Raw genomic sequence first — 23637 nt, forward strand, 5'->3', positions numbered from 1 at the left:
CGTCCCCCACTTAGTTCTCGATGACGGCCAGGATGTCGCTTTCTTTGACGATCGTGTACTTGATGTCGTCGACGTCAAATTCGTCGCCGCCATATTTGTTTAGCAACACGTAATCGCCGGGACTGACCGACAGCGGGTGAACGGTGCCGTTGTCGTCGCGTCTGCCGGGGCCGACCGCGATCACGCGAGCGCGGTTGACTTTCTCTTTGGCGGAATCCGGTAGCACGATCCCGCCAGACGTCTTTTCGTCGGCTTCGTCACGTTGGCAGACGACGCGATCGGCAAGCGGTTTGAGTTTCAGATTGGTGGTCGATTCTGACTTTGTAGCAGTCGCCATGAAATGTCCTCCATCTTTCCTTGGACATTGCACAACAGTGTGGCCCTGCCGCTCCGGAGCCACCGTCAATTTGGCACAACGCCAGCGGCGGCGGACGCTATAGCAACCGCTGTACCAATGCTGAAACCCCTTCCCGTTGTAGCCCGGCCTTCGTGTCCTAGATGGGTTTGGATTCGTACGGGTTTGGCAGCGCCGCCAGCACGTCGGACGCTTCGGCGAACGACTTGTACGGGCCGCCCTCGACCAGGACGCCGCCGGATTGCGTGGCGACCGATTCCGGAGTCGAACCCGCGGGGACTTCGGCAATCGTGAACCCGTCGTCGACTTCGATGATGATGAAACCAATCATTTCGTGTCTCCTTCGGTTGGGGGGCGGTTGTCAGATTCCCTCTGCCGCACAGAGTTTCCGTGTCGGCAGTTCAAGCGAGTTCCCCTGCAAATCTCGATACCAAACCATCCTTGATCTCTCCATCCGCTCGAAAAATCACCTGGATCACAAGGTGCGCATCCCTCGGCGGTGTCGCCCTGAAGCGGGTGCCAGCACGGCGTTGAGATTCACTGTTGACGAATTCTACTAAGCTCCGATCCGCCTCCGATCCGATTGGATGTCTGCTGTCGTGATGCGGTGACACGGAAACGACAAAATGGCATCGGAGCACGACAAGTCGGCCGCATGGCCCGTAACATGCTGTACAATGTGGTGTCAGACTTTTGTCGCAATGCGGAGGTCAATTCGATGGATATTTTGGGTCACGTTCTGACGCGGACCAGCCAGTGGATTGAGCACTGGTATGTAGCGTTTACCACGTTCGACAGCGATTTACTCGATCGAGACGAATGGGTCGAGTTCGTGGGCGGACCGCTCGACGGCTACCGACATCTCGTCGACCCCGCCAAGATCTACCATCTGCCGCCTTCGTTGGTGTTGCCCATTAGCGCATCGCGAATTGCCCGTTTTTTCGACATGGACGAGAGCGAATCGGTTGAACCGACGGATCTGCCGAGCAGTTACGCCTTGTACGACCTGGTGGCGTGCGGCGACCGATGGTGCTATCGGTTCAGCCAAGAAGAGGCTTGAGCGTGACGACGAGCCCAGGCCGCTTGCGTGGCGACGCCGGTCGGACTGCTTGATTGGCACGCTGGATGCATACTCTGCGGCATGAACGTTTCCCGTCGATCAAACGGAGGAACCTTTCATGCCCGCTACATTGGATCAACCACGACACAGAACCCACCGGTCTTCATCAACCGAGCGAACGCGGCGGCCGCGCCGAAGTGAGCGTCGTCCCCGCGAGAACGATGCCCGCCAGCCGCGGCGACACGCGATCAAACCGACATGGGATCGATCGAATCGACCCGACGCTGCGGCGGTTGCAACCGGGGCACCCGCAACGTCAACCCGACCGACGTCGCGACGACGCAAATCCAGGTTGGGGAAATTCTTCAGCGGTTTCACCCTTGAAAAGTCGTTCACGATCCTGTCGTTTCTCGTCGCCAGTGGGCTGATCGTTCTCTGCTCGCTCGACCTGGCGTTCGCCTGGCCCTGGATGCACGCCAGCTTACTGTTCGATTGGACTTACCTGGGTGTGGGCCTTGCCATGTTGTGGCTGACCTGGGACGTCTTCAACGATCAATCGCGTTGACCGTCGAAAAACGTTGACTCCTGCCGAAGGTCCGCTGGCGTGCAATCAAGACTTGCCAAGCGGATGGGCAACCAGAATCAGCTGATTGGCACAAACGTTGCATCCGGCAGAGTCAACACGCGACAGCTCAGACGCTGTTGGCACACTTCACGTCAAAACCATTCAGGGGACGAAACATGTTGGTGCTTTCACGGAAAGAGAACGAGCGAATTCAAATTGGTGATAAAATTGTGCTAACCATCACGGCGATCAAGGGAAACCGCGTTTCAGTCGGCATTGATGCCCCCAAAGAGGTCGCCATTCGAAGGAGCGAACTCGGTCTGAGTGGAGCATGTGAGCCGAGGACGCGGCCGTCCGATTCCCGCCGCCGCCACGTGGCATGAGACATTTTGTCGTGTTGCGACCGCGACAAAATGGCATCTAACGACAATCTGTCCAACACCTCGGCCCGAAACGCCAGGCCGAGGTGAACGGTCGGAATCGATGTGAGCCGTCGGAATCACTGGGCGACCGCTTGATGCTCCATCACCATCGCTTCGATCGCATTGAATTGGTCGTCCTCTCGGACCTCTTCAAGGAGTGCGTCGTCGTACCACATGTGTTCGCTATGGCCGGCACCGCTGAGGAAGCCGATCCACTGGGCCGCCGTCGGAGTGAAGTTGGTTTCGCCGGGAATGATCATGAAATCGCCACCATTGTCAAACGGGAAGATCGTGATCGTTCGGCCGATGTGTTGGTAGTAAACCCATCCGGTGAGAAAGTTGATTCCGATTTGTTCCTTTTCCGGAAACGTCGTCGCCGGATCGCCGCTGACGACAAACCGTGTCGTGACCTGTTGCAGACTCCAATCGTCGGCCCCCTTGTCGTAACAGAACGCTGCAAAGTTTTCGTCGCCGACTTTGGGTGATCCGAACGTCATCAATCCATCGACGGGAATCTCGTCGGAATAGTGCAGCCGTGTCGCGGCCAACGTGGCCCGAGCCGCACCGAGGCTGTGACCGGTCAACCAAACCTTCTTTCCGCTGGCATGCGCGTCCAAGGCGCGAGCGAGCACCCAGGGGTAAACCGAATCGACACTGTCCCAAAACCCGAGGTGCACGAAGAATTTTTTGTTGTTGATTTCGATCGGCCAGGGATCATCGTTCAAGTCGGTCGTGGCATCGACGTAGGGATTGATGTTGTTGGTCCCTTCGCTGCTGGTGCCGCGGAAGGCGATCACAAGGGTATCGCCGATGGTGAACGCCGCCGCTTCGGTTCCGGTGTCGTCGTTCATGATGACGTCAATGTTGCCCTCTTCGATGCCCTGCGGATCAAGTCGGTCGATCAAGTCTTCTTCAAAGGCGGCTTCGCTGGTCGCGTCGCTGTAAACGGTCATGCTCAATTGTGCCAGCAAGTAGGCGTTGAGCATCGCCTTGCTGCCATCGGCGGGGTCAAAATGATCGTAGAGCGATTGAGGCTCCTGTTCTGGTTCCGGCGAATCCGACGGCAACGCCAGCGTTCCTCCACCGCTGGTCTTGGTCGGTACTTCGACCGGCTTGGTGTGGACTTCGCCGGTGACGGGATCGATCCAGATTTGTTGGTCGACCGTCGCCAAACTCTCGGCGGTGCGGGACACCACGGGGGCAGTTTTCGTCGCGACCTTGGTGTCGTCTCGAAATTCAGCAGCGGTGGCGAAGGTTCCGAACAGGGCAAACAAGGAAAATGCGGTGGCGAATCGGCAGAGCATCTCAGATCTCGGCAAGTGGTTGGAAGGGTCTGTTCCCACACGCTCCGGTGTGGTTCTGCCTAGCCAAGCGGAGCAACGGGTGAACTGTTACATCCCGTGGCCTACAATGTCTGGCATCTGGACCCCACCATCGAAGGAGAACCGATGAAAATAAATCCATGGACAACGCCCCTGACCACCTTCATCGCGACGCTGCTGCTGACCGCAGGAGCGTCTGCTTGGGCGAAAGAACCCCTGACCGAGGGCGAGCAGGATCCGGTCATGTTGGATCTGGATCCCTACCTGATCGACGCCTTGTACGGCAGCGATCCGAAGGGACAAACCGGACGATTCGGCGCAGAAGGCGGGTTGGCGGATCTGTTGAGCGAACCCGAGTTCGTCAACTTGGTCGAAAAGCACGACCTGAAACTGTTCAACGGGCCCATGCTCGGCGACCTCAAGCCGACGTCGGCGAAGTTCTGGGTTCGCACCGCGGGGCCGGCGCGGGTTCAAATCAGCGTCGGGGCGCAGTCGTCCGACACGGTTCAGACCGCCGCCGAAGATGACTTCACGGCCGTCATGACGGTGACGGGATTGCAACCCTTCACCGACTACGCCTACACGGTCAACATCGATGGCCGCACGATCCAATCCCCGACGTTCAAATTCCGGACGGCACCGGACAAGGGGCAAGACGTTGACTTCCACGTGACGTTCGGCTCGGGATCACGTTACGTCCCGCCGAATGAATTCGCCTGGCACAACATGGCCAAATCGAGACCCTTGGCCTACTTGGGTCTCGGTGACAACGTTTATATCGATGTCGTCAATCGCCGCGGAGCGCAACGGTTGTTCTATTACCGTCGATGCCTTAGCCCGGCCTACCGCGAACTGATCGCAGGCGTTGGCATGTACGCCGTTTGGGACGACCACGACATGGCGATGAATGATTCCTCCGGCGGGGCCGGTTTGGACGCGGCTTGGAAACGCCCCAATTGGAAGGTCTTTGCCCAGAACTGGAACAATCCACATTACGGCGGTGGTCGCGAAATGCCAGGCACGTGGCATTCATTCTCACTCGGAGACGTCGACTTTTTCATGACCGACGGACGTTTCTACCGCGACAAAGGGGACCGAACCATGTTGGGGCCGGACCAGAAACAATGGCTGCTCGATGGATTGGCCAATGCGAAAGGCAAGTTCAAAGTCATCGCGTCGGGAACGATGTGGTCCGACGGTGCCGATAAAGACGGCAAGGATTCATGGGCCGGTACCTGGGCGCGGGCCGAACGCGACGAGATCTTTGACTTGATCAATGACCGCAAGATCGATGGCGTGATTCTGATTTCCGGAGACCGTCACCGTTCGGACATCTGGAAAATTGAACGTCCGCGAGGCTATCCGCTGTATGAGTTTGTGTCCGCAAAAGTGACGAATCAACACACACACCAAACCTTCCCCAACGCCGTCTGGTCTTACAATCAAGGCAACTTTTGGGGGCAACTTCACTTCGACCTGCGCCCGGATGATCCCGTGATGACGTTCAAATGCGTCGACAACAGTGGAAAAGCGGTCAAGGAATTCCCGCTGAAACTGAGTCAGCTGAGTCACGATTGAAACGCGACATCGCGTCAGATCATTCAGAGGTCGTCAAGCAAATGGCGCTGCGACACCAAGCCTGGGAACAGACCTTGGCGCCACTCGGCGAGATTCCCAAGGTGCGCGCCGATCGGCCGATCATCCCAACCGGTCACGGCTGGGCGACGGCGGAGTGATGCTGTTCGTCCCACGATGTGAACCAAGGGGATGGAACACGATCCATTGGTCCGTTATTCCGCAATCAGCGAAAGCAGCAATTGCGGATGGTCGGTGTAGATCCGTTCGACGCCGAGCTCGAGTAGGCGTTTCATCGTCTCCGGATCGTTAACGGTCCAGGCACCGACACTGATCCCGGCCGCCTTGATTTTTTGCACCTTCTCCGCCGTGACGCCTTCGTGATGGAGCACCAATGCTTCAAAGCCGTGTCGCTGTGCGATCGTAATGTCCTGGTCGATGTCCGTTTCCTTGCCGCGATCCCAGAACACGGGGATCGTCGGGTCAAGTTGTTTCACCTCGGTCATGTAATCGAGGTTTCCATCATTGAACCCGACCCATCGCTCGGCGTTCATCTCTTTGATCAACGCCACCGCGTCTGCGACACAATCCATCTTGGGCTGGATCGAAACCCGAGTCCGGTCCTGCGTCATGACCCGCTGCAACACCTCTTTCAACAACGGAATCCGCTCGACCGGGCATTCCTCGACACTCTTGCCGTTCCGCCGCCGAAAATCAGTGGCCACGTCAATTTTCGAAAGCTGCTGATAAGTGGATTCAGCGACGACGCGATCTTGGTCGCCGACACGTTTGGTGGTCGGGTCATGAATGACAACGAGCTGTCCGTCTCGGGTGCGTAGGATGTCCAACTCGATCCAGTCGGCGCCGACATCGATTCCGCTTTCCAATGCCGGCATCGTATTCTCAGGATAGCTTCCTGAATTGCCTCGATGAGCGGTAGCGCCGTTGCGGAGAAACGAGGCCGCCTGTCCAACGATCTCGTCGCGTTTCTTTTGAAACAGTTCCAGCCAACCCAACGTCAGTGCCTCGGGGATCGTCTTGGCCGGGCGAATTTCATCCGGCGTCTTTCCCCAGTAGAATCCGATCCAGCCCGTCGCGTAGGGCCGAGATTGATCGATGAACTGTTCCAGTTCGTCGGCGCCACACTTCAACGTGAAGGTCTCTTCGATGACGACGGGCTTACCGACCGCTGCAAATCCCTTGACCGTCTCGATCGCCTCGGCCAGCTTGCCGGATTCTGGGTAGATGTGCATGGCGATGAAGTCCAGTTCGTCGGCGATCGCTTCGGGAACAAATCCCGAAGTCATCCCCGGGCGGTCCAGACTCCACGGCACCAGGCCGACGGTGACCAAGTGCTGTTTATCGTGCTTGCGGATCGCTGAGACTAATTTGCGGATCCAATCTCGTGCCACATCAGGACGATTTCGACTGTTTCGATCCAGAGTGATGAACTGCACAAAGTGCTTGCCGCCGAAACCCGGTCCCAGCCAGTCGTCGCGTCGCTGGTCGCCTCCGGGCACGACCGGTTCGTTCATCAGGTCGTAGCAAAAGATCGCGGGGCTTGTCGCACAGGTTTTGGCAACCGCTTCCCAGAACACCGCTTGCGCCGCCCAACGGTCCTCTTCGCTGAGCGTGTCATACCAGGCGGGCACGTCCTGTTTGTGGTAGCAGCCCAGCCCGGTCAGATCGAGGTACAGTTCGGTTTGCTCGGCCAGTTGAACCAGACGGGCGAGTTGGTCGAGTGAATGTTGCCGCGGCTCGGTCGGGCTTTCCATGAACCGTCCGAACTGGAGATGGATGCGAACCACGTTCGCGCCCAGCGCTTTCATCTCACCAAATGCGGCTTCCACGGTGGGCCATTGGTCGTCCCAATAGTCTTCGAGCAGTTTGCCGTCGCCTTCGTGGTCGTAATTGAAGCCCCACGGTATAAACGGCGTCCCGGATTCCGCACGGATAAACTTCTGCCCGTCGTCGCTGACCCGGATCCACTGGAGTTCAGCGGCAGCGAGTTGGCTCGTGAGAACAAGCAGTGGCAGTAGTGCTCGGTAAATCATCTGCATCAGTCGGTGGCGAACAGTTGGGATTGGATGTCCGCGAACGCCTTGAATTCCAACGCGTTCCCACTGGGATCCTCGAAGAACATGGTGTGCTGTTCGCCCGGCTGACCCTTGAATCGGACGTGGGGCTCGATGATGAACTCGTCCACTAAGCTGGCGACACGCTCCGCGAATGGCTTCCACACGTCGACCTCCAGCACCACGCCGAAATGTGGCACCGGCACCGCATGGTCATCGACCGGGTTATGATGCTTGGCCACCCGACCATTTTGTCCCAAGGCAGGATTGAGATGCGTGACCAACTGATGGCCGAACAGATTGAAGTCGATCCATGCCGAGTCGCTTCGCCCCTCGGCCAGTCCCATCTTGACCCCATAAAAGTCACGCGCTTCGTCGACGTCGCGGACTTGGATGGCCAGATGAAAAGGTGTCAGCATCGGAGTGCTCCATCGTCGGGTTTGGTGCTTCTCAAGCCATGATAGCGAGTCTATCGGTCGTATTGGGCGATGGAAGTAAATTGAAGTGAAGATGCACCGCGCGCTGGTGTCCAGGCTTCAGCCGCCCGTCTTGCTGCTTCGCAGCGCGTGGGGATGCGCCTGAAGGCTGGACACCAACGAGTGCTGGTGTCCAGGCTTCATCCGCCCCGTCTTGCTGCTTCGCAGCGTGTGGGGATGCGCCTGAAGGCTGGACACCAACGAGTGCTGGTGTGCAGGCTTCAGCCGCCCGTCTTGCTGCTTCGCAGCGCGTGGGGATGCGCCTGAAGGCTGGACACCAACGAGTGCTGGTGTGCAGGCTTCAGCCGCCCCGTCTTGCTGCTTCGCAGCGCGTGGGGATGCGCCTGAAGGCTGGACACCAACGAGTGCTGGTGTGCAGGCTTCAGCCGCCCCGTCTTGCTACTTCGCAGCGCGTGGGGATGCGCCTGAAGGCTGGACACCAACGAGTGCTGGTGTGCAGGCTTCAGCCGCCCGTCTTGCTGCTTCGCAGCGCGTGGGGATGCGCCTGAAGCCTGGACACCAACGAGTGCTGGTGTGCAAGGCTTCATCCGCCCCGTCTTGCTGCTTCGCAGCGCGTGGGGATGCGCCTGAAGCCTGGACACCAACGGTTGCGGTTACAACGTGTATTGATAACCGAACACGGCGTTGAATCCCGCACCGTCCACTCCGCTGCCGAGCACGCGATAGTACTTGTCGGTGAGATTCTCCAGCGACAACGAGACTTGGTGCTGATTGGCCGTTCCGAAGGAGCGCCCCATGCGGACATTCAACGTCGCGTATCCGGGGGTGCCGCCGGCGATGAACCGAACATCGCTCAAGTTTGATTCGCTGTAGCGATCGGCGCGATCGACCATCCAGGTATAGACATCGACGTAGGATCGGCGACACGGTTCGGTCAGTCGCACTCCCAAGGTTCCTTGCATCGGCGGGATCCGCGAAATCGGATCATCGTTGCTCGTGATCGTGCCGTAGGTGTAGTAGAAGTTTCCATACAGGGCCAGGTTGCGGGTGAGCAGGTATTCGCTGGCCAATTCGGTTCCATGGATGTATGCTTCTTGATTGGTCAGGAAACGTGAGCCGCCGATCGTTTCGCGGTTGATGAAACTGTCGAAATCCGTCCAAAACTCGGTCAGTTGGAGTCGTAATCGGTCGTCATTGAACTTCAACCCGACCTCATACGTCTTGCTGTGTTCGGGTTCGACGTCCAGATTGCCGACCAGCGGCGTCGATTGGTTATTTTGCAGGAACGTTTTGTTGGCCGTCAGATCGTCGATCGTCGGCGCCCGAAAACCTTCGTAGTAGCCGCCGACCAGACGCACTTCATCGGTCAACTTGTACCCCAATCCGACGCTCGCGATCCAGTCTTGATAAGACCGTTCAAAGTAGGTCGGGCCGATTGTGTCAAAGTTCGGCGTGGCCGACACGTTGATGTTCTCATACCGCAGCGACGTCGTGGCATCGAGCCGATCGGTCAACGCCACGTGCCACGATGCGTAGACGCCAACCCGATCGGCTTCGGAGTCATTGGGATATTGCGGATCGGTGACAGACGGCGTCGCACCGGGCGAGTTCGGGTTGTTGATTTCTACGCGTTCGGCATCAATCGACTCGCTGTAGTAATCGGTTCCGTATGTCAGCTTGCCGTAGTCGTGCATGTCTTTGACGAACGAAAGCGTCGTCCCCCATCCCCAATCATCGAACTCGCCGATTTCACGACGCGTTACGACGGCGGCCGGGTCGTTGCCGGAATAGCGATCGACGACGGACGCTTCTTTGGTTCGCATTCCCGAGAGCGTGACGGAATACAGGTCCGCGAGAACGGCATCCTCTGGCAGCAAGCCTTCCAAACGCCCGTACAACAAGTCGCGTTGCTGCGGATCGAAGACGGTCGGTCGCTGCGTCGGCACGCTTCCGTCGCTGGCCGGGCCGAGTACAAACGGCAAGTAGCGATCGCTGCGTTTCAAGTCCTCTTGTTCGAAGTGCTGCATTGCGACGGTCAACAGGTGATTCTCCGTCAGCATGCGTTGCAGTTTCAAGTCTCCGGCGTACTGTTGGTAGTCGGTGCCAGGTTGTCGCCCCAGGTCGCCACCGCGATCGAGCCGACCGACGTCCAAGTACGATACGCCTCCGGTGAATCCCGTCGCCCCATACCAGCCGCTGAATCCGGTTCGCGTGTACGATGAGGCTTCGGCGGTGCTGTAGAATTGGCTGAAGTGGGGACTCGCATAGTCGCCGCGCAACGGATCGGCGCTGCGTGTGACGACATTGATCACGCCGCCGATGGCATCGCTGCCCCAGAGTGCTGATTCGGCGCCCCGGATGACTTCAATGCGATCGATCGAACCGGGGTCGATCGTTGCCGCGTACTGGTTCGGTCCCGGACGCAAAATGCTGGTGTTCATCCGGATGCCGTCGACCAAAATCAGAATCTGTTGCCCGGTCAGGCCACGGATGAACGGCGACAGTTGCCCGTTGCCGGTTTGTTGCAACATCACGCCGACCTCGTTCTGCAACGCTCGATAGACCGTCGATGCTTGTCGACGGTCGAGTTCGTCGCGGTCGACGATGGTTCCCAGACGAGGCGTTTCGAACAGATCACTCTCGCTGCGGAAGACGCTATTGAGTCCGGTCGGGTTGCTCATCGTGCCGCCGAACAGCTGCTCGCTGAGCGAAGGGAACGAAGCATTCTGAGACGCAGCGCTCGGTTGCGGCGTCGGATCGATCGCGCCAGTTGTCGAATCCTGCCCGGTAAATGGCGTTTCGATGCCAGAGGTTTCGATGTCAGATTGCCCAACCGGCGGGGCCTGATCGGTCGCCGGTGGCCGCACCTCGATTTCTGGCAGCGTGGGTTCTTGGCCCGACAAACGCGTCTGCCACAGGCCGATCCCGAGAGCGGGAACGAGCGCCAATGCAATAATGGTTTGGTGTTTCACGATGTAGTACATCCATCTCAGAACGAAAATGCTCCCGTGGCGACAATGCTAGGTCGGCATTTCCGTTCAAACTGATCCATAGGTTGTCATCGGCGTATTCGATTCAATCGCTTTCGGGGTGGCCGAGGGTGCCGTCAAAGTCAACGCGACGCGAACGATGCGGACCGGTTAGGCAGAACATGACGATGGAAAGTCCGCCGGCGCCGGTGGGAAATCCGCCAGCGGTGCCCGCGTCTGCGGTCAAACCGACACGCGCCGAGCCACGAAAACCGGCCGTTTCCGACCGGATTTGGCATCAAGACGCTCAGAAACACGCGCCGGATCCGGATTGGCATGTGATCTGCAAAAGGAAATTGGGATGCAGCAATCCCATGACGAACCCGACGACCGTATGGCCGACCCGCCGGCAGAGCACGGTCCCACCCCATCACCGAACGCGTCTCCGTTGATCATCGCCTCCCAAGATCTGTTTCGTGGCCGCGCCGAGATCTGGATCGAGCATGGCGAGTTGATGTACCGCCTTCGACGAACTTCGGCGGGAAAGTTATACTTGTGCAAATGAGTTTTCCCGTTCGCTCCACACTGATCTCCCTGTTCCTTCATGCGATCGGTGCTGCAGTGTTGTGCGTGGTTCCGATGGCGGCAACCGAGCGATTCAGGTCTGCGGGACAACAACAGGTCGTCGCGATCGAATTGAGCGTTGCCAGCCCGACTGCCCTCGATTTTCCTGCACAGATTCTTCCACTGCCGACGATCCAACCGCTCGCGGCCTGGGAACAGTCGCCTCCGGATCGATCAGAAGACACGGCGAAAGCTTCGCCAATTGTAACCAGCAGGACCAGTCGGCTTCCCCCTCCCCCGGACTTCCCCGAGTTTCGTTCGCAAGCCGACGCGGCGTTTGAGCGTCAAGCCATCGAAGCGGCGACGTTGCCCACGATTGAAACGGTGGTACCGGCACGTCCGCCCCGCCGATTGGTTCGAGACGTCACGCCGCCGGCGATCGATGCGATTCCGATTCCCCAACCGGTCGGATTGTCACCCGAGACACCCGTCGATTTCTCGTCCAATCCGCCGCCGCAGTACCCACTCGATGCGGCCCGCAACCGACTCGAAGGCACGGTGTTGTTGCGGTTGCAAGTGGACACCGATGGCAAAGTCACCGAAGTCGAGATCATCGAATCAAGCGGCCATGGTTCGCTCGATCAAGCGGCCGTCGAGGCGGTGAGACGATGGAAAGGCCAACCGGCCCGACGCTTCGGCCGCGCGATCGCTTCGGAAGAGGTCTTGCCGGTGCGGTTCCGGTTGTGAGCATCCGGCATCGGTATCGACGTCACGCGATGTCGTCGGTTTTATGCTGCCCGTGCTTTGGCTCAAATCAATGTTTGTGAGTTCTGCTAGCCCTTGAACTAGCTGTGACAAAGTACTAGGGACCGAGTCACGGACCGGGTGGCCGAACTTCGAGACCTGCGTAAATGGGGGCTTGAAAACCGAGTTGGTTTTGCTGTGCGGCGGCTGCCGAAACTTCACTTGCGTCGAGATCAAAGCTCGCCACTGCGAACCATTTCAGCGCCGGCGTCTCGCATTTCTGCAAGGGCGCGTTCGCTGTCACCGGGTTGCATTTCGACGCCGCGACAGCCATCAACGACTAAAGTCACGCGAAAGCCTTCGCTGATCGCATCCAACACCGTGGCTCGAACGCAGTAATCGGTAGCCAATCCCATTGCGATCACGTGCTCAATGCCGTGACGACGCAAGTCGTCCGCCAGGCCAGTCGAATGCTGGTGTCCGTTGTCATAGAACGCGCTGTAACTATCAATCAGCCGTTGCGTTCCCTTGCGAACCACGTGATCAATCCGATCCTGATCCAACGCTGAGACAAACTCCGCACCGTGTGTGTGTTCGATACAGTGATCCGGCCAAGCAACTTGCGGAATTCCCTCCAGCAAGAACTGATCTCCGATGGCCAGTCCGGCATGTTGGCTGGCGAAACTCTGGTGATCGGCGGGGTGCCAGTCCTGCGTCGCAACCACCCAAGAAAATTTGGGGATCAACGTGTTGGCCACTTCGATCACCTCCAATCCGCCCGGTACCTCCAGTGCTCCGCCTTGGACAAAATCATTCTGCAGATCAACCAGCAACAATGCCCTGTGATCTCTTGTGGTGGTGTTAGATTTCAAAGTTCACTCCCTGTTTGACCATCTCGCGATAACGTTTCTGATTGAATCGGTACAACCGTGCGGCTCGATGCGCCACATCGGTCTCCACCTCATCAAGCTCTTCAAGCACATCCATGCCCAGGATCTTTTTCCGGAAGTTTCGTTTGTCGAGTGAGCGGTCCAAAATGATCTCATAAAGTCGCTGCAACTGCCTCAACGTAAACTTTCTCGGCAGCAGTTCAAAACCGATCGGTTCGTATCGCACCTTGTTTTGAAGCCGTTGGTAGGCGGCGTTCAAAATGCGGTCGTGGTCGAACGCGAGCCGTGGAACATCGTGCACGCCAAACCATGCCGCATCGCGGGCGTCCGTCGCCGCGACGACACGGTGATCCGAAAGCCTGACCAGTGCATAGTACGCAACTGTGACCACGCGTTCGCGCGGATCGCGATCCACATCACCGTACGTGTAAAGCTGTTCCAGAAAGACTTTTTCGAGCCCCGTTTCTTCTCTTAGCTCTCGTTTGGCGGAATCGTCCAGCGATTCGTCGACATGGACGAAACCACCCGGCAGTGCCCATTTTCCTCGATAGGGTTCCAATTCACGTCGAATCAGCAAGACCTTTAAGTCGGGTTCATCGAGTCCAAAGACGACGCAGTCCACGGTCAACGCGGGCCTCGGGAACTCGTACGTCGACGTCATGCCTCATCCCCCGCCTTGCTGCGTTGCCTGGATTCGAGCACCATTTCAGCCTTCAAGTCATGCAGGGCTTCTTCAAGTCCGACACGATAGCGGTGGGGATGATCAAGCCGCAGAATCGTGCGATCGAATTGCTGTAACTGTGCGAGCGCACGGTTGCGAATCTCGTCCAGTGGGATCGATCGGCCGACAAAGTCGCCTCGCCGGATCATCGGCTTGAGCAAGTCTTCGAACGCAACCGTCGCGTCAAACTGACTTCGATGGGTGGGATCCTGGAAATCGACCGCGACGCATGTTTCCGGCAACGGATGAAGTTCGTTGTAAATCATGTCGGCGATTGCCATTCCATCGCCGCCCACGTAGCGACGCACTTGTTGGATCCCTGGCGTCGATGTCTTGATCAATTGCTCAGAGACTTTAATGCGCGGCTGCCATTGCTCGGATTCGTCTTTGATCGCGCCGAGTTTGTAGACGCCGCCCAGGGCGGGTTGCTCGTAAGCGGTGACCAACTTGGTACCGACGCCCCAGACCGTGATCGCAGCGCCTTGAAACTTTAGGCTTTGAATCAACCGTTCGTCCAAGTCATTGCTGGCGACAATCACTGCATCCGGGAATCCGGCCGCATTGAGAATCTTTCGAGCCTCGATGCTCAACCATGCCAAGTCCCCGGAATCCAGGCGGATCCCGACCATCCGATGGCCCGCATCGCGAAGCCGCTGCCCTACTTCGACCGCATGGCGAACACCCTGTAGCGTGTCGTACGTGTCCACCAGAAACACGCAGTTGTTCGGCATCGCGTCGGCGTAGGCGGCAAAGGATTCCGGTTCGCTGTCGAATGACATCACCCAGCTGTGCGCGTGGGTCCCCTTGACTGGAATCCCGAACCGCTTGCCGGCCAACACATTCGATGTTGCGGCGCAACCGCCGATGTATGCCGCGCGACTGGCCGCCAGACCACCATCGATTCCCTGGGCCCGCCGCAACCCGAATTCCAGCACGGCGTCGCCCTGGGCCGCCATCACCACGCGAGATGCTTTGGTTGCGATCAACGACTGGAAATTGATCATGTTCAACATCGCCGTCTCGATCAACTGACATTGCAAGATCGGCCCGCAAACCCTCAGCAGCGGTTCGTGCGGAAAAACAACCGTGCCTTCCGGGATCGCATCCAGATCCAACGTCAGTTCGAGTTCGGCGAGGTACTGTAAGAAGTCCGCGTCGAAAAGGGGCCGACCGTCATTGCCGAGTATCGTTGCCAGGTACGCGATGTCTTCGGTTTCAAATCGAAACGAGCGCAAAAACTCCAGCACCGGTTCCAGACCGGCGGCAATCGCATACCCGCCCTGAAACGGGCTTTTGCGGAAGAACAGATGAAACGCGGCGGACTGCTCCGCTTTACCGCATTTCCAATAGCCATAGGCCATCGTCAGTTCGTACAAGTCGGTCAGCAACGCCAGCGAATTCGATGATGCGTTCATTTTCCTTTGTCCTCTTAGTGTTAAGTATACACTAAGAGGGCAAGGAAGTCACGCCTTTTTGACGAATTCGGATTTCAGTGACATCGCACCGATCCCATCGACCTTGCAATCGATGTCGTGATCGCCGTCGACGATCCGGATGTTCTTGACTTTGGTGCCACCCTTGACGACGCCGCCCCTCGCTCACGCGGCGTGCCTTGCGTCATTGCGTAGACTTCGGAACATCGATTCAATCGACAGGGCGTTACGGCACCGGTGAAGGGGATGAAAACGAACGGAGACTCGTTTAAGGAATCAATCACGTCGAAGTGACTAGCGTGAATCTTTTCTCGAGAGCATCTTTGCGAGTTCCAGTAAGTCGCTGACAACGTAGTCGGGCTTGGGTACGTTCGGATACAGCGTCTTTCCGGGGCGTTTGACGAACGCGGTCTGCAAGCCAACGTTTTGGGCTCCCGCCAAATCCCACGCGTGTGCGGCAACCATCAGGACTTCTTCCGGCTTGACACCTAGATCGTCCAGGACCATCTGGTAGGTGGCTGGGTGCGGCTTGAACTTTTTGACGCTGTCGACGCTATAGCGCTTCTCAAAGAACTCTGTCAGTCCGGCGTTTTTGAATTGGGTTTCAACCCCGATGGACGATGAATTGGTCAAACTGACAATTTGAAAACCCTTGGCCTTGAGTGCCTTCAGTCCTTCCACGACGTCCGGGTGAGGCGGCAGAGAACGCAGCGGTGTGACGATGGATTGCTTCGCTTCGTCGACATCCAGCGTGATGCCTTGTGTTTCTGCAACCATCATCAACGCCGCCGTTCCGATTTCACCGAAGCTGTGGTATTGGTCGCTGAGCGTTTCCACCAGCGAGTAGTGAAGCATCGTGGAGAACCAAAGCGGCAACAGGTCTTCGCGTCCGCCGAGTGCTTGTCCGACCGACGTCTTCAGCGGATCAAGACTGAGCAGCGTTTCATTGACGTCGAAGATGATGACTTTTGGTGCCGGCATAGCGTGCTTTGACGGTTCAGCGTGTTGGGCCGTTGGTTTGCCCTCGTGTGCACTGGCCGCAGCGGTAAACAGTGCCGCCAAGAACGAGGTGAGTGCAAGGGCAGTGGTGATGCGATTCATCGCGTCTTTCCTGTTGGGGCAAAACTTTTCAAAGGCCATCGACTTCGACGACGGGTCAACTCGCCGGTTGAGCTTCCGCGCTCCACTCGTTTTTTGCGAAAGGCTTGTCCAGTGGCGTCTCGGCCACGTGGTTGGTGTAGTTGGACAGCACCTTGAACGCTGTTCCGACAATCACGTCAAAGACCGTTTGTTTGGTGTATCCAGCCGCCAACAACGCGTCGATCTCGCTGTCGTCGACCCAGCCACGCTTGACGTTGACCGTCTCGGCAAAGACGCGTAGGGCTTCCAGTTTCGGATCGGCAATCGGAGTGCCATCTCGAAGCGACTGGATCACATCGTCGGGCACGTTCAACCCTTGCATGATCGTCGTGTGCGCGGCCATGCAATAGATGCAACCGTTCAGCCGATTGTTGGTCATTGCAATGATCTGTCGCTCGGTGTGGGACAGGTTGGTCTTGGTGTCGAAAATTTCCGCGACCGATCGGTAGGCCTCCAGAAGCGCCGGAGATTCCGCCATGACGGCGTGCAGATTGGGCACAAATCCGTATGTCTTTTTACTCTTTTCCAGAAGTGGCTTGCTTTCGCCGGCGGTTTCGATCGTGTGAATCGTGAAGTCTGCCATCGTGATTCCTCGTTTTGAGTTGACCATTCGTACCGTTTTGGAAGTCGTGATGTGTTGTGAATGGTTTCTCGGCTTTTCCGTCCGCCACCGCGATCACGACAATGGCAATCAACCGCTTCGCTTGGCGAACAATCCGCGGCAGAGACGGTCTGCGTACTCACCTCTTATGCCTTATCACAGGAGCATGCTTTCCGTGACTGCGATCATTCCGATCGCATCTCGACTGGTTCTGCGTCCCACTGGGGTGCAGTTTCAACGTGAGAGGCAACCAATCACAGTGGACGTTGGGGCCGACCGTTGGCACGGTTTCCAGGATCATCGCCGGCGCGGTCGGGCCCGCGCGGCGGTCCGGAGTTCTTTAGTTGCTCTTCTTGTTCGTCATTCAGGATTGCGGCGAGACGCTTGTCGACGTCGGCTTGCAACGCGGTCAGTTGTCGCGTTTGTTTGTCGTTCAGGTTCAGCGAGTGCGCGATCGGTTCGGGTAAAACTTGGCCGGGTTGTGGCGGCGGGCCTTGAGGGCCACCGTCTTGCGGTAGTGGGTTGAGGGCTTGCTGGTTTTCGCGACCAAAGTTGCCGCCCTGTGGAGGCGGCCCCCCGCGTCCGAACTGATTGTTGCGACTTTGGCTTTGCAACACCGCCGTCAGTTCCGCTCTCGTCACGCATCCGTCTCGGTTGGCGTCCGCTTGGGTGAACAGCTGGATGATCATTTCCGTTGGGGGGCCGCCGCCTCCACGCATGCCGCCAGGACCGCCGCGTCCAGGTGGTTGAGCGAACAGGATGCTTGGACTTGACGCGATGCCGACGAGGACGGCGACTTGGAAGAGACGATTCATGGTTGAATTCCACAGAGAGTGTGAGTGACGAGTCAAGGATTAGCGGATGGCGTTTGCCAGACAACCGTGCCGAACGGTAATGCGCCATTGGTCGACGCCGAGGGCCACGCTTTGCAAAGATTTTTGCGAATCAACAAAACGCTGCAGAAACTCGCGGTGGAAGCCCCGCACCTCGAACGGCTCGTCGAGCTTCGTTATTTCACGGGGCTGACGATCGGGGGAAACCGCCGAAGTCCTCGGCGTTTCTCCACGAACCACGAAATGAAATGGGGCCGATGCCAGAGCTTGCCTGCAGCGGGAAATGTGCGGATAGGGAGCATCAGCGATCCAAACTGTGACATTTGTGACGAAGAAACGCACTTAAGAAGTGAGCCACCAGCGATCGCGAGTCGGCGTGAAGCGGTGGCGATGATCTTCTCTCACTTCGTCTGAATGAAAAACGCACAGGTGGTCCCATGGCACGCTTCTGGAATCGCTGGATAGGACGCCAAACTCTTTCTCGTCGCAAGCATCGCATGAAGCGAAAGACGATGCGACGACGAGCTCAACCCGAGAACCTGGAGACTCGCCAGCTGCTTGCGGCGAACCTCTTTCACAACGCGGCTCTGCCCGAAGACGTCAACGAGGACGGCGTGGTCTCGTCCCTCGATGCCCTGACCATCATCAACCAGATGAGTCGCCAGGCGGCCAACGGTCAAGCTCAGGACGCTGACGGCGGCGTCGATCAACAACGCGGGCGAGGACTGATGACCGACGTGAACAACGACGGCCGTGATTCCGCACTCGACGCGCTGATGGTGATCAACCGGCTCAGTCGTGAACAAGGACCGTTCGGTGGATCGTCGCAGTCTCCCGGAGATAACCGAGGCCAACCAGACGATCCTCCCACCACGGAAGCCCCCGCAACCGACGACTCGACCGATGAGGACCCGATCGCTGCGGAGCAACAGTCGGACGCCGTGCTGTTTTGGAATGATCTCTTTGGCGAAGTATTGGTCGATAACACGGAAAACCAAAACCCCGGCTACGCGTCGCGCTCCAACGCCATTTTGAATTTGGCCATTTTTGATTCGGTCGCAATCGCATCGGGCAATTCCGACGGAACGTTCTATGACTACGACAGCACCTTGACGAGCACGACGGGCGACGTTTCCGCGGAGGTCGCCGCAACGGCTGCGGCTTACACCGCGCTGAGTGGCCTGTACCCGGACCAACAAGCAGAGCTCGATGCAGCCCTGGAGGACTGGATCGCGGCCCAGGATTCGCAAGTCGATCTTGCCGACAGCTTCGCGCTCGGTGAAGACGTGGCCAACCAAATCTTGGCGCTCCGCGTCGACGACGGTTCGGATGTGGTCGGCGAGTACACCTACACCGACGAAGCCGGATACTTCCAACCGGACCCGTACAGCCCAAACGTTCCGGCTTGGGGACCGAATTGGGGTGACGTGGACACTTTCTCCATTTCATCCGTTGACGAGTTCTCCCCCGACTCCCCGCCTGATCTGACCAGCGAAGAGTATGCGGAGTCCTACAACGAAGTGTTGGCGTTGGGTTCGGTCGATAGCACGGAGCGGACTGCCGAGCAAACCGAAATCGGTCTCTTCTGGGCCTATGACCGCGAAGGGCTCGGCACACCGTTTGGGCTGTTCACTGACGTACTGGAAAGCGTCGCGACTCAACAGGACAATACCTTCGAAGAAAACGTCGCGCTATTTGCTCAAGCCTCCGTCGCCATGGCGGACGCTGCGATCGTCGCTTGGGAGACAAAATTCAGCGAAGAGTTTTGGCGGCCGGTCACTGCGATCCAACAAGGCGATCGCGATGGGAACGAGCTGACCGAAGGCGATGAGGATTGGACGCCGTTGGGAGGCCCCGACGGTGACGGAGACATCGTCGGATTCACGCCCCAGTTCCCGACGTACATCTCCGGCCACGCGACCTTCGGTGGTGCCCTGTTCGGGACGCTGCAAGATTTCTATGGAACCGATGAGATCTCGTTCGAAGTGACGTCCAGAGAGTTGGAGATTCTGTTGGAGGATCCCGAGTTGCAGGAGGCGTACGGTTTGGACCTCGACGACGCGACGCGTCAATTCGATTCGTTCAGCGAGGCGATGGCAGAAAACGGGCGCAGTCGAGTCTACTTGGGCATCCACTTCGACTTCGATGACCTTGTCGGCCAAGAGGTGGGACAAGCGATTGCCGCCTCCGTCGCCGCTGACTTCGCGGCACTCAACGAATCCTCCGGCGCATCTGACGGTTCGGATGCATCGGACGCCTCGGATTCATCGTTCTCGATCAGCGGGACGGTCGTCGCCGCCCCCGAATTCGATGACTTCACGGCGATTTCCCGCGAGGTCAGCGACACGGACTTGAGCCTGCTGGCGCAAGATCAAGTGAATCAACGTGGCAATCAGCGGTTGGACCAGGCACGCGGTCAAACCGGTGGTGATCGACAAACGGAGAAGAACGAGGGCGTGGAAGGCGTGACCGTGGAGTTGCTCGACAGCGCCGGAGACCTGGTGGCACAAACCACCACCGACAACCGTGGGCGATACACGTTTGACGCGATCAGCGATGCGGGAACCTACCAAGTTCAGATCGCTTCGACCGACTTGTGGATCGTCCTCGGCGAGGATTCGCATGAAGTCGAACTGACCGACGTCGACAACTTGATTATGCGGATCAACTTCCAGGTGCAATTGGCCTGACCCGGGATTCAGCCTTGGCGTTGGACGCTTTCCGCCCGACGAACACCCCAGTTTTCCGTCCAGATGCGGATTTAGGGTTAGGTTTGTCGAGCGGAAAGGGGGAGCAGACTGTCACTTGCAGAACGATGCAATGAATAATGAGCCCACGGATGGCAGTGCGAGCCCGCGAATTTTTTGCCCCCTGTCATCCGTGGGTTCGCGATGCTATCGGTGGGCATTCTTTTCTTGGGCGACTGTCGATCGAACGACCTCGGGCGGAATCACGCCAGGGTAAACACAGACGCCGCAACGTGCACTTCTCGCGTCGGGGGGCGGGAATCCATCGTTTTCTTCTGAAAGGAGCGGTTTGCCGCTTCCACGTGGAGGCGGATGCGGTGAAACTCAACCGTCTATCGCGTGCCCGATCCGGTCATCGCGGACGCATACCGAGAGACGCTGCCCCAGAGTTTGCCGTTGATGTTTGACAGGATGAGCGAGACAACGATCCTCGCTACAAGTTGCGCTTGGACGCGTCGGTTCGGGATCGATCTGATCACGCTGCTTTGCTGCATCGCGACGCCGGCAGTTGCGGTTTCGCAAGAACGATTGGTCGATCACTTTCCCCAAGCGGCCGAGTCGGGCTGCATGGCGTGTCATGGGGAAATCGAGCCGATTCGCGAAATCGGTTCCGAAATGCTGAACCAAATCATGGCCCGCGGGAAAGAACTGGGTGATCCGGCCGGTTGTGTTGTTTGCCACAACGGCGATCCCACCGAGACCAAGGATAAAGCGATTGCGCACGGCGGCGACAACTTCTTTCCCGATCCTGGCAGCCCCTGGGTGAACGAAGAGACTTGCGGCCAATGCCACATGGAACAAGTCGAGATTCAGTGGAAAAGTCTGATGATGACCGAGGCGGGCAAGATCCAGGGAACGTGCTGGTCCTTCGGAGCGCTGACCGGTTACGAGCACAAGTTCGGCAATTACGCGGTGGAAAACCCCGCAGACCCCGGCGCGAGGCTCGGCACGGACGCCTATCGCGACTACATGGAACGGTTGCGAAAGCTGGAACCCAACGTGTTTGTCGATCGGCATGAACCCTTGCCCGACGCCGTGGGGTTCGACGAATTGGACAAGCTGAATGACAACCCGGAACTCGCCGCGTTTACCTACATTCGTCAGGAATGCAACCGCTGTCACCATGCCGTGAAAGGGCGATCTCGGCGAGGCGATTTTCGCGGCATGGGGTGCTCGTCATGCCATATCCCTTACAGCAATGAAGGCTACTACGAGGGAAACGACCGATCGATCCCGACCGATGAGCCGACGCATCCGCTGACCCATCAAATTCAGGGAACGCGTGAAGCGACCGTCACCGTGCATGGAACGAGTTACCACGGCTTGGCGGTTGAAACATGCACGACGTGCCACAATCGCGGCAAACGCGTGGGAGTCTCTTTTCAAGGGTTGATGGAAACGCCGTATACGTCTCCGTTCAGCGAAACGGGAGCCGGGACGCCGGACTTGCACTCCAAGCACTACATCGCCATGGAGCAAGACATTCACTACCAGATCGGCATGAAGTGCCAGGATTGCCACACATCGATCGACGTGCACGGCGACGGTTTTCTCAATCCAACGACTTTAGCGGCCGTGCAAATCGAATGCTCCGATTGCCACGGAACGCCCGACAAGTTCCCCTGGGAACTGCCGCTCGGTTACATGGATGAATTCGACATGTCACCGGCCGATGGCGATCCGCGTGGCGTCACCGATGAACAGCTTCCGCACACCTGGGCCGGCTATCAGCACGACAAGAAGGACGGGTATTTGCTGACCGCCCGCGGCAACCCCTACGAAAACACGGTGCGTGACGGCGACGAAGTGATTGTCTACACCGCCGAAGGCAAAGACCTGCGACTCAAACCATTGAAGAAGCTGGTGGCAGAAAAGCAAATCAGCACGCGAGGGTTGGTCGCGATGCAGGGTGTCGCCAAGCATTTGGACCGGATGGAATGCTACACCTGTCATGCAAGTTGGACGCCGCAGTGTTACGGGTGTCATGTTAAGGTCGACTACAGTCAGAAGGATCGTTGCCCGGAATGCAATGAGTCACAGACCGGGTTCGATTGGGTGGCCGCCGGTCGCAAACACATGCAACCGGAGTTCCGAACGACGGACGGAGAAGAGCAGTTCCAGACGGTGATTCCCGGCAAAGTCACCGAGAGTCGCAGTTACCTGCGGTGGGAGGAACCGATGATGGGAATCAACGGCGAAGGGCGTGTGACGCCGTTGGCACCAGGCTGCCAGCCATCGGTCACCATCATCGGCCCCGACGGCAAGACGATCCTGCAGAATCATATCTTCAAAACGCCGCCCGGTACCGAAGGCAGTGGAGAAAGTGGCCAATTGGCGATCGACATGAGCCCCACCCAGCCGCACACGATGACCAAGAATGCGCGCAGTTGTGAATCATGCCATGCGTCGGACAAAGCCGTAGGCCTGGGAATTCCCGGGACACGTCCGTGGAATGAATCACATTTCGCAGATCTCGAAACGACCGACGGAACGGTACTCTCCGAACGCGCCAGGCCCCAACAACCCGCGATCGAAAACCTGGATCATGATTGGTCGCAGATCGTTGACCGTGACGGAAACCAACTCGCCACCGTGGGCCACCACTGGAAACTCTCGCGAGCGCTGAACAAAGACGAGATCGAACACATCCAGCGTGAAGGTACCTGTATCGCCTGTCATCAGGAGATTCCCGCCAACTCAGCCGCCATCAACCTACTGCATCATGTCGCAAAGTACACCGGACAGCTTCCCGAAACCAACGACCAGCACGCGGCGCTGATCCACAAAATCGTGCTCCTGTCCGCTTGGGTGCAAGTCACGGGGGTCGGTGGAGGATTGCTGGTGGGACTGGCCGGCGTCACCTGGTGGCGACGGAAACGTCGTGCTGCAACCCGCTGATCACGCGCACCGGATGCCATTGAAGTTAACGATCGTTTCAGCGGGCTAGAGCCCATAGGCTCGCGTCAAACGGCTGATAGTCCTTTGAGATCAGCCGGTTCGCGCCAGCGTCCGGGCCTCCCCATTGATGTTGACGTAGCGGTAGCCTGCGAGCCCTGCGGTGTTTCGGGAACGATGAGGGACCCGAGGGCTTGCGCCCTGCCGCTAACACCTCGTCAAACGCCGGGAATCAATGCGTCATAGCGTTGCCCAAAGGGCGTCGAAGCAAATCGCGCCAGTGCCCTCG

General features: G+C 58.1%; 22 protein-coding genes and 1 pseudogene. 9 read left to right on the top strand and 14 right to left on the bottom strand.

Annotated elements, in window-relative coordinates:
- Positions 1-10: 10 nt before the first annotated feature.
- The gene (locus TBK1r_RS04810) at positions 11-337 is read right to left on the bottom strand and encodes a co-chaperone GroES (RefSeq protein ID WP_145207769.1); all 327 of its coding nucleotides are present in this window, start codon (positions 335-337) and stop codon (positions 11-13) included.
- A 157-nt stretch (positions 338-494) separates the two neighbouring features.
- Positions 495-686 carry a hypothetical protein gene (locus tag TBK1r_RS04815; RefSeq protein ID WP_145207770.1) on the bottom strand — a complete coding sequence of 64 codons (192 nt, stop codon included), beginning with the start codon at positions 684-686 and terminating at the stop codon, positions 495-497.
- 387 nt (positions 687-1073) lie between these two features.
- Between TBK1r_RS04815 and TBK1r_RS04820 the strand changes: the two genes are divergently transcribed.
- The 3 genes from TBK1r_RS04820 to TBK1r_RS04830 all read left to right on the top strand — a co-directional run bounded on the left by TBK1r_RS04820 (position 1074) and on the right by TBK1r_RS04830 (position 2363).
- Positions 1074-1415: a hypothetical protein gene (locus tag TBK1r_RS04820; RefSeq protein ID WP_145207771.1), complete on the top strand. Its 342-nt coding sequence runs from the start codon at positions 1074-1076 to the stop codon at positions 1413-1415.
- 118 nt (positions 1416-1533) lie between these two features.
- Positions 1534-1980, top strand: coding sequence for a hypothetical protein (locus TBK1r_RS04825; RefSeq protein ID WP_145207772.1), 447 nt, complete (start codon positions 1534-1536; stop codon positions 1978-1980).
- 176 nt (positions 1981-2156) lie between these two features.
- Positions 2157-2363 carry a carbon storage regulator gene (locus TBK1r_RS04830; RefSeq protein ID WP_145207773.1) on the top strand — a complete coding sequence of 69 codons (207 nt, stop codon included), beginning with the start codon at positions 2157-2159 and terminating at the stop codon, positions 2361-2363.
- Positions 2364-2479: 116 nt separating this feature from the next.
- Here the strand turns inward: TBK1r_RS04830 and TBK1r_RS04835 are convergent, their stop codons facing one another.
- Positions 2480-3706, bottom strand: a complete 1227-nt coding sequence (locus tag TBK1r_RS04835) for a lipase family protein (RefSeq protein WP_145207774.1) — start codon at positions 3704-3706, stop codon at positions 2480-2482.
- 144 nt (positions 3707-3850) lie between these two features.
- Here TBK1r_RS04835 and TBK1r_RS04840 point away from each other — a divergent pair, with 144 nt between their 5' ends.
- Positions 3851-5302 carry an alkaline phosphatase D family protein gene (locus TBK1r_RS04840; protein WP_145207775.1) on the top strand — a complete coding sequence of 484 codons (1452 nt, stop codon included), beginning with the start codon at positions 3851-3853 and terminating at the stop codon, positions 5300-5302.
- On the top strand, positions 5299-5460 hold the full coding sequence (locus tag TBK1r_RS38285) for a hypothetical protein (RefSeq protein WP_419580979.1): 162 nt from the start codon (positions 5299-5301) through the stop codon (positions 5458-5460). The genes TBK1r_RS04840 and TBK1r_RS38285 overlap by 4 nt, the downstream gene beginning before the upstream one ends.
- 54 nt (positions 5461-5514) lie before the next feature.
- On the opposite strand, the gene TBK1r_RS04845 is transcribed toward TBK1r_RS38285, so the two are convergent.
- The 3 genes from TBK1r_RS04845 to TBK1r_RS04855 all read right to left on the bottom strand — a co-directional run bounded on the left by TBK1r_RS04845 (position 5515) and on the right by TBK1r_RS04855 (position 10783).
- Entirely contained in the window at positions 5515-7359 is a 1845-nt protein-coding gene (locus tag TBK1r_RS04845) for a glycerophosphodiester phosphodiesterase family protein (RefSeq protein ID WP_145207776.1), read from the bottom strand.
- Positions 7359-7793 carry a VOC family protein gene (locus tag TBK1r_RS04850; protein ID WP_145207777.1) on the bottom strand — a complete coding sequence of 145 codons (435 nt, stop codon included), beginning with the start codon at positions 7791-7793 and terminating at the stop codon, positions 7359-7361. The genes TBK1r_RS04845 and TBK1r_RS04850 overlap by 1 nt, the downstream gene beginning before the upstream one ends.
- 671 nt (positions 7794-8464) lie before the next feature.
- A complete protein-coding gene (locus tag TBK1r_RS04855; protein ID WP_419580980.1) occupies positions 8465-10783 on the bottom strand; it encodes a TonB-dependent receptor in 2319 nt (772 codons plus the stop codon).
- A 358-nt stretch (positions 10784-11141) separates the two neighbouring features.
- On the opposite strand from TBK1r_RS04855, the gene TBK1r_RS04860 reads away from it, so the two are divergent.
- Both TBK1r_RS04860 and TBK1r_RS04865 read left to right on the top strand, forming a co-directional pair.
- Complete coding sequence (locus tag TBK1r_RS04860) at positions 11142-11345, top strand: hemin uptake protein HemP (RefSeq protein ID WP_372895913.1); 204 nt, start codon at positions 11142-11144, stop codon at positions 11343-11345.
- Entirely contained in the window at positions 11342-12091 is a 750-nt protein-coding gene (locus TBK1r_RS04865; protein WP_145207779.1) for an energy transducer TonB, read from the top strand. Before TBK1r_RS04860 ends, TBK1r_RS04865 begins: the two co-directional genes overlap by 4 nt.
- Positions 12092-12321: 230 nt before the next feature.
- On the opposite strand, the gene pncA is transcribed toward TBK1r_RS04865, so the two are convergent.
- From pncA to TBK1r_RS04905, 8 genes and pseudogenes are all read right to left on the bottom strand, one after another.
- Positions 12322-12960 (bottom strand): bifunctional nicotinamidase/pyrazinamidase, encoded by a 639-nt coding sequence (gene pncA / locus TBK1r_RS04870; RefSeq protein ID WP_145207780.1) that lies wholly within the window; start codon positions 12958-12960, stop codon positions 12322-12324.
- Positions 12950-13639, bottom strand: a complete 690-nt coding sequence (locus tag TBK1r_RS04875) for an NUDIX hydrolase (protein ID WP_145207781.1) — start codon at positions 13637-13639, stop codon at positions 12950-12952. The genes pncA and TBK1r_RS04875 overlap by 11 nt, the downstream gene beginning before the upstream one ends.
- Positions 13636-15114: a nicotinate phosphoribosyltransferase gene (locus tag TBK1r_RS04880; protein ID WP_145207782.1), complete on the bottom strand. Its 1479-nt coding sequence runs from the start codon at positions 15112-15114 to the stop codon at positions 13636-13638. Before TBK1r_RS04880 ends, TBK1r_RS04875 begins: the two co-directional genes overlap by 4 nt.
- A 48-nt stretch (positions 15115-15162) precedes the next feature.
- A pseudogene (locus TBK1r_RS04885) lies at positions 15163-15291 on the bottom strand (PhnA domain-containing protein); the annotation flags it as partial.
- 135 nt (positions 15292-15426) lie between these two features.
- Positions 15427-16113 (bottom strand): haloacid dehalogenase type II, encoded by a 687-nt coding sequence (locus TBK1r_RS04890; RefSeq protein ID WP_419581522.1) that lies wholly within the window; start codon positions 16111-16113, stop codon positions 15427-15429.
- A gap of 175 nt (positions 16114-16288) precedes the next feature.
- A complete protein-coding gene (locus tag TBK1r_RS04895) occupies positions 16289-16855 on the bottom strand; it encodes a carboxymuconolactone decarboxylase family protein (RefSeq protein ID WP_145207784.1) in 567 nt (188 codons plus the stop codon).
- 272 nt (positions 16856-17127) lie between these two features.
- A complete protein-coding gene (locus TBK1r_RS04900; RefSeq protein WP_145207785.1) occupies positions 17128-17688 on the bottom strand; it encodes an EF-hand domain-containing protein in 561 nt (186 codons plus the stop codon).
- Positions 17689-17727: 39 nt separating this feature from the next.
- Entirely contained in the window at positions 17728-18048 is a 321-nt protein-coding gene (locus TBK1r_RS04905; RefSeq protein WP_145207786.1) for a hypothetical protein, read from the bottom strand.
- A 95-nt stretch (positions 18049-18143) separates the two neighbouring features.
- Here TBK1r_RS04905 and TBK1r_RS04910 point away from each other — a divergent pair, with 95 nt between their 5' ends.
- Together TBK1r_RS04910 and TBK1r_RS04915 are read left to right on the top strand one after the other, a co-directional pair.
- Positions 18144-20396 (top strand): dockerin type I domain-containing protein, encoded by a 2253-nt coding sequence (locus tag TBK1r_RS04910; RefSeq protein ID WP_473772486.1) that lies wholly within the window; start codon positions 18144-18146, stop codon positions 20394-20396.
- Positions 20397-20792: 396 nt separating this feature from the next.
- Entirely contained in the window at positions 20793-23351 is a 2559-nt protein-coding gene (locus TBK1r_RS04915) for a cytochrome C (RefSeq protein WP_419580982.1), read from the top strand.
- Positions 23352-23637: the final 286 nt, after the last annotated feature.

This window comes from Stieleria magnilauensis (assembly GCA_007753675.1).
GTDB classification, from domain to species: Bacteria; Planctomycetota; Planctomycetia; order Pirellulales; family Pirellulaceae; genus Stieleria; species Stieleria magnilauensis.

Excerpts from the sequence above, each read along its gene's own strand:
- TBK1r_RS04810 (WP_145207769.1), bottom strand. The coding sequence starts at position 337 with ATGGCGACTGCTACAAAGTCAGAATCGACCACCAATCTGAAACTCAAA.
- TBK1r_RS04815 (WP_145207770.1), bottom strand. The coding sequence starts at position 686 with ATGATTGGTTTCATCATCATCGAAGTCGACGACGGGTTCACGATTGCC.
- TBK1r_RS04820 (WP_145207771.1), top strand. The coding sequence starts at position 1,074 with ATGGATATTTTGGGTCACGTTCTGACGCGGACCAGCCAGTGGATTGAG.
- TBK1r_RS04825 (WP_145207772.1), top strand. The coding sequence starts at position 1,534 with ATGCCCGCTACATTGGATCAACCACGACACAGAACCCACCGGTCTTCA.
- TBK1r_RS04830 (WP_145207773.1), top strand. The coding sequence starts at position 2,157 with ATGTTGGTGCTTTCACGGAAAGAGAACGAGCGAATTCAAATTGGTGAT.
- TBK1r_RS04835 (WP_145207774.1), bottom strand. The coding sequence starts at position 3,706 with ATGCTCTGCCGATTCGCCACCGCATTTTCCTTGTTTGCCCTGTTCGGA.
- TBK1r_RS04840 (WP_145207775.1), top strand. The coding sequence starts at position 3,851 with ATGAAAATAAATCCATGGACAACGCCCCTGACCACCTTCATCGCGACG.
- TBK1r_RS04845 (WP_145207776.1), bottom strand. The coding sequence starts at position 7,359 with ATGCAGATGATTTACCGAGCACTACTGCCACTGCTTGTTCTCACGAGC.
- TBK1r_RS04850 (WP_145207777.1), bottom strand. The coding sequence starts at position 7,793 with ATGCTGACACCTTTTCATCTGGCCATCCAAGTCCGCGACGTCGACGAA.
- TBK1r_RS04860 (WP_372895913.1), top strand. The coding sequence starts at position 11,142 with ATGCAGCAATCCCATGACGAACCCGACGACCGTATGGCCGACCCGCCG.
- TBK1r_RS04865 (WP_145207779.1), top strand. The coding sequence starts at position 11,342 with ATGAGTTTTCCCGTTCGCTCCACACTGATCTCCCTGTTCCTTCATGCG.
- TBK1r_RS04875 (WP_145207781.1), bottom strand. The coding sequence starts at position 13,639 with ATGACGTCGACGTACGAGTTCCCGAGGCCCGCGTTGACCGTGGACTGC.
- TBK1r_RS04880 (WP_145207782.1), bottom strand. The coding sequence starts at position 15,114 with ATGAACGCATCATCGAATTCGCTGGCGTTGCTGACCGACTTGTACGAA.
- TBK1r_RS04890 (WP_419581522.1), bottom strand. The coding sequence starts at position 16,113 with ATGCCGGCACCAAAAGTCATCATCTTCGACGTCAATGAAACGCTGCTC.
- TBK1r_RS04895 (WP_145207784.1), bottom strand. The coding sequence starts at position 16,855 with ATGGCAGACTTCACGATTCACACGATCGAAACCGCCGGCGAAAGCAAG.
- TBK1r_RS04900 (WP_145207785.1), bottom strand. The coding sequence starts at position 17,688 with ATGAATCGTCTCTTCCAAGTCGCCGTCCTCGTCGGCATCGCGTCAAGT.
- TBK1r_RS04910 (WP_473772486.1), top strand. The coding sequence starts at position 18,144 with ATGGCACGCTTCTGGAATCGCTGGATAGGACGCCAAACTCTTTCTCGT.